Consider the following 5,895-nt stretch of genomic DNA (forward strand, 5'->3'; position numbering starts at 1 on the left):
CTGTCCAAGCCGGGTACCAACCTCAGCGGCACCATCTCGCTCAACCTCAACATCGACCTGCGGCCCAAGGCCTCGGTCGACTGGAGCCTGCGCAGCCTGTGGATCCGCGCCAGCGCGGGTGCCGACTACGAGATCAAGCCCGAGCTGGGCCTGACCGCCACCTATGGCAAGACACCCGGCGGCTTCCGCGTGCCGGTGGAAAGCAAGAAGAAGAAGTTCGACGCCAAGCGCGCCAAGGACAAGGTCGGCACCACCAAGGTCCCGTTCAAGAAGACGCTGATCAAGATCGACCTCGGCCGTGCCATTCCCTATGCCGGCGCGGTGCTCGACCTGAGCCTGAACCTGGAGGTGGGCGTGGACTTCACCGGCGAGATGTCGGTGACCATCACACCCACGCTGACGATGGCCGGCGACTTCGGCGTGCGCGGCTACTACGAGTGGCGCTGCTGCCGCTCCAACGACCGCGAGTTCTCGGCCTGGTTCAACATGCCCACACGCCAGCCCGGCATCTCGGGCGAGCTCAAGGGCACGCTGGCGGTGGAGCCGTATGCCGAGCTGAACCTGGCGGCCGGCCTGCGCGGCGTGGCGCCCGAGGTGGCCAAGGTCTTCGTGCGCGGCGGCGTGATGTTCCGCGGCGAGGCGGCCACCAGCTTCAGCTATGCCACGATGTTCCGCGAGGAACGCGGGCCTTCCACCTGGGCCGAAGGCCGGGTGGTGGGCAGCTCGCGCAAGTACTGGGAGGACTGCTCGCTCGACACCCGGGTGCGCAACGGCGGCTCCTGCGCCTGCAACAACGACGAGACCAAGCGGCATTGGTGGGGCGGCTCCTACGTCTCGCGCAAGTGCGTGCAGCGTGGCGATCCGGTCAGCGTGCCGGGCCCGGTGCGCAAGATCCCGCAGCGCTGCGTGAACGAGCCCGAGCTGGCCCTGGGCGTGTACCTGCACGGCAAGGCGGGCGTGGTCACCTCGTCCAGCAACTTCGCATGGCCCTTCCGCGGCTGGTTCGACTTCCTCAACCGCGAGGTCAACTTCTTCGACCAGGAATGGCCGATCTGGGAATACCCCGCCAAGGACAACAGCCCCGATGCCGAACTGGTCGGCTGCAAGGACATCACGTGACGCCGCGCGCCAAGCGCCGCCCGGCGCTGGCCTGGCGCCGCGTGGCGGTGGCTGCGGCCACCTGCGCGGTGGCGGGCGCCGCCTGGCCGCCGGCCGTGGCCCAGCCGGCGCCGGCCGAGTCCGGCGCCAGCGCCGAACCCACGGTCACGGTGCAGGCCTTCGAGATCGAAGGCGCCGAGCAGGTCGGCGTCGATGAACTGCAGGCCGTGCTCGCGCCCTGGCGCGGCCGGCCGTTGACCCGCCAGGCGCTGGGCGAAGCCGCGCGTGCGGTCGAGCGCCACTACCAGGTGGCCCACCGCCGCCTGGCCCGGGTGACGCTGCCGCCGCAGGACGTGACCGACGGCCGGGTACGGCTGCGGGTGTCCGAAGGCCGGCTGGGCCGCGTGGTGGTGCAGGCCGAGGGCCTGCGCGCCATCGCCCCGGAACGCGCGGTGGCCGCCATCGAGGCGCTGCAGCCGCGGGGGCAGGCCTTGTCGCTGAGCGCGGTGGAACGCGCCACCATGCAGCTGGCCGAATGGCCGGGCCTGGAGGTGCGCAGCAGCCTGGTGGCCGGCAGCGGCGCGGGCGAAACCGACGTGGCGCTGGTGCTCACCGACCGCCGCCCCTGGGACCTGCAGCTGCGCGCCGACAACGAAGGCGCCCGCGCCACCGGCCATGCCCGGGTGTCGGCCGATGGCTGGGCCGTGCTGCCCGGCGGCGGCGGCCATGCGGTCACCGCCGGCACCATGGTCAGCGAAGGCAGCCGCCTGCTGCGCCTGGGCGCCAGCACGCCGCTGCCGGACGCCGGCTGGCGTGCCTCGGTGTACGGCAGCGCGCTGGACTACCGGCTGGTGACGCCCGAGTTCAATTCGCTGGACGTCAAGGGTCCTTCGCAATCGCTGGGCCTGGGCCTGTCCTGGGCCATCGACCGCAGCGCCTTCGGCAGCCGCGATGCCTCGGCCCAGCTGGAGCGGCGCTGGTTCCGCAACAAGGCGCTGGACACGGTGCTGTCCGACTACCGCATCGACGTGCTGACGCTGCGCTATGCGCGGCAATCGAGCGACGAAGCCGGCGACGCCCGCCGCGCCTGGGAGCTGAGCCTGGCCGTGGGCGACGTGGACCTGACCGGCTCGCCCAACCGCGAGGCCGATGCCCTGACCGCCGACACCGCCGGCGGCTATGCGCTGCTGCGCGGCGCCTGGCAGTACGGCCGCCAGGCCGGCGCGCAGGCGCGCTGGCTGGTGCGTGCCAGCGGCCAGTGGACCGGGCAGAACCTGGACGTGTCCGAGCGCATGCCCATTGCGGGCCCGGCCGGCGTGCGCGGCTACCCGGTGGGTGAAGCCACCGGCAGCCGCGCCTGGCTGGGCAGTGCCGAATGGCAGCAAGGCCTGGCCGGCCTGGGCCAGCCCGCGCTCACGCTGGCGGGCTTTGCCGACACCGGCGTGGCCTGGCAGTACGCCGATGCCGGCTTTGCCGGCGCACCCACCCACAACCGGCTGCGCCTGTCGGCCGCCGGCCTGTGGCTGGAATGGCGGCCCCAGGCCTGGCCGCTGGTCACCCGGCTGACGGTGGCGCGCCCGCTGGGCCACCACCCGCACCCGACGGCCAATGGCAGCAACCAGGACGGCAGCCACTTCGGCACCCGCTGGTGGTGGAGCGCGCAATGGTCGCTGTGAGCAGCACCCCCCTTTTTCCTGCCGGCGCCCTGATGGCGCGGGCAGCCCTTCTTTCCCAGTTGTTGCGAGGAGTCGCACGATGAAGTCTTCTGCGAGCCTGAATACCGCCTACCGCCTGGTGCGCCGCGCCGATGCGCAGTGGGTGCCCGTGCCCGAGACCGCCACCGGCCATGGCGCCGCCCGTGCCGGTGCGGTGATGGTGGCCCACCTGCTGCTGGCGGCGCTGCCGCTGGTGGCCAATGCCGGCCCGCCGGGCGCCACCACCTTGCCTTCCGGCGGCAGCCTGGCGGCCGGCCAGGCCAGCTGGCAGGCCCAGGGCAGCACCCTGACCGTGAACCAGGCCAGCCAGCGCGCCGTCATCGACTGGCAGCGCTTCGACCTGGGCAGCCAGGCCAGCGTGGTGTTCAACCAGGCGGCCGGCCGCAACGCCGCCACGCTCAACCGCGTGCTGGGCCAGCAGCCCAGCCAGATCCTGGGCCGCATCCAGGCGCCGGGGCAGGTGTTCATCAGCAACCCGGCCGGCGTGATCTTCGGCGCCGGCGCCAGCGTGGACGTGGGCGGCCTGGTGGGCACCACGATGTCCATCAGCAATGCCGACTTCATGGCCGGCAACGGTGTGTGGCAGCGCCAGGGCAGCACCGGCGCGGTGATCAACCAGGGCACGCTGACGGCTGCCGACGGCGGCTACGTGGCCCTGCTGGCCCCCGAGGTGCGCAACGAAGGCGTGGTGCTGGCGCGCGCCGGCACCGTGGCCCTGGCCGCCGGTGAAAGCATCCGGCTCGACTTCGACGGCCCGGGCCTGTCCAGCGTGCTGGTCACACCCGCGGCCATCAAGACCCTGGTGGACAACCGCCAGGCCGTGCTGGCGCCCGAGGGCCTGGTCATCCTGTCGGCGCGCAGCGCCGAATCGCTGCGCAGCGGCGTGGTCAACCAGGCCGGCGTGGTGGATGCGTCCAGCATGGTGTCGCGCGGTGGCCGCGTGATGCTGGAAGGTGACAGCATCGCGCTGACCGCCGGCAGCCGCATCGATGCCACTGGCGCCACCGGTGGCGGCAGCGTGCATGTGGGCGGCGGCTGGCAAGGCAGCGGCCCGCTGGCCGGCGCCACCACGGTGGTGATGGCCGAAGGCGCCAGCATCGACGCCAGCGCCACCCGGCGCGGCGACGGCGGCGAAGTGGTGCTGTGGAGCGACGTGGGCCGCGCAGGCACCCGCACCGAAGCGCAGGGTCGCATCAGCGCCCGTGGCGGCGCCGAAGGCGGCGACGGCGGCCGGGGGGAAACCTCGGGCCACACGCTGGACGTCCGCGGTGCCACGGTCGATGCATCCTCCGCCAAGGGCCGCGGCGGCCGCTGGCTGCTGGACCCCACCGACCTGACCATCGACGCGGCGCAGGCCGCCACCATCGTCACCGCGCTGGAAGGCGGCACCGACACAGCGGTGCAGACCGCCAACGGCAGCGTGATCGTGGACAGCGGCATCCGCTGGACCAGCAGCGCCGACCTGACGCTGGATGCGGCCGCGGACATCCACGTGCGCGCCCCCATCCTGGCCGAGCATGCCAACGCGGTGCTCACCTTCAAGTACGGCCAGGGCGCCGTGGCCGCGGGCAACACGGCCGACTACCACGTGCTGGCGCCGATCGGCCTGAACGGCGGCCCCAACTTCGTCACCCTCAAGGGCAGCGACGGCACGCCCATCACCCACACCGTGATCAACGCCGTGGGCCTGGAAAACGACAACGGCGGCCTGACGCTGCAAGGCATGCGCGGCAACCTGGCCGGCCACTACGTGCTGGGCTCGTCGCTGAACATCGGCCATGTGGCCAGCTGGAACAGCGGCGCCGGCTTCACGCCGGTGGGCGACAACAGCACGCCCTTCACCGGCACCTTCGACGGCCTGGGCAACACGCTGATCGGGCTGACGATCAACCGGCCGTCGGCCGAGTACCAGGGCCTGTTCGGCAGGACGCAGGACGCCAGCATCCGCAACCTCGGCTTGGCCGATGTCAGCATCACGGCTTCGGCGCGTGGTGGCGCCCTGGCCGGCGTGGTGGGTGCCAACACGCAGGTGTCCACGGTGTATGCCACCGGCACGGTGGCGGGTGGCAGCATGCTGGGCGGCCTGGCCGGCGCGCTGTCCAGCGGCGTGGTGGTCAGCGACAGCTACCTGAGCGTCAACGTCAACGCCAGCGGCGGCTGGGCGGGTGGCCTGGCCGGCGACCAGAGCGGCGCCACCGTGCAGCGCGTGTTTTCCACGGGTTCGGTGAGCGGGGGCTTCAACACCGGCGGCCTGCTGGGCGGCAAGAACGGCACCGTCGCCAACAGCTTCACCACCGGATCGCTGTACGGCTACAACTTCGGCGGCACCGAAACCAACAGCGGCAGCCGCAGCGCTTCGCAGCTGAAGCAGGCCAGCACCTTCGCCAGCTACGACCTCGCCAACGTCTGGACCATCTACGAAGGCCAGACCACGCCGCTGCTCAATGCCTTCCTGACGCCGGTGACGGTGACGGCGGCCGCGCAGAAGACCTACGACGGCACGCTCTATGCCGTGCTGGCCGATGCCACGCTGTCCGTGCCGGGCCTGGCCAACCAGCTGCAGGGCACGCTGGTCTATGGCGGCGGCGCCAACTCGGTCAACGCCGGCAGCTATGCCGGCACCACCGCTTCGGGCCTGTACTCCGGCCAGCAGGGCGTGCGCATCAGCTATGCGCCGGTGGGCACGCTCACCATCGACCCCAAGGCCTTGAGAGTGGCCGGCGCTGCGGCCGTGAACAAGGTGTACGACCGCAGCACCACCGCCACCGTCGGCGGCACGCTGCAAGGCGTGGTGGGCAGCGACGACGTGTCGCTGGTGGCGGCCGCCAGCTTTGCCGACAAGAACGTGGGCACGGCCAAGCCGGTGACGGCCAGCTTCTCGCTGGGCGGTGCCGCCGCGGGCAACTACACCGTGTCGCAGCCCACGGGCCTGTCGGCCGACATCACGCCGGCCACCTTGACGGTGAGCGGCGTGGTGGCCGCCAGCAAGGTCTACGACCGCGAGACCCTGGCCACCGTCAGCGGCGGCACCCTGTCGGGCGTGCTGGGCAGCGACGAGGTGGCCCTGGCCAACGGCAGCGCC

The 5,895-nt window shown here is 72.2% G+C and carries 3 protein-coding genes; all 3 read left to right on the top strand.

What is annotated here, in order from left to right; translation table 11 throughout:
* Nucleotides 1-1,119, top strand: a 1,119-nt coding sequence (locus tag ABNT58_RS23690; protein WP_348755859.1) for a hypothetical protein, incomplete at its 5' end; no start/stop codon positions are given.
* Nucleotides 1,116-2,774, top strand: a complete 1,659-nt coding sequence (locus ABNT58_RS23695) for a ShlB/FhaC/HecB family hemolysin secretion/activation protein (protein WP_348755860.1) — start codon at nt 1,116-1,118, stop codon at nt 2,772-2,774. The genes ABNT58_RS23690 and ABNT58_RS23695, both read left to right, overlap by 4 nt.
* Nucleotides 2,775-2,853: 79 nt before the next feature.
* The coding region (locus ABNT58_RS23700) for a YDG domain-containing protein (protein WP_348755861.1) at nt 2,854-5,895 on the top strand (3,042 nt) is incomplete at its 3' end.

This window comes from uncultured Aquincola sp. (assembly GCF_964001545.1).
Lineage (GTDB): Bacteria > Pseudomonadota > Gammaproteobacteria > Burkholderiales > Burkholderiaceae_C > Aquincola.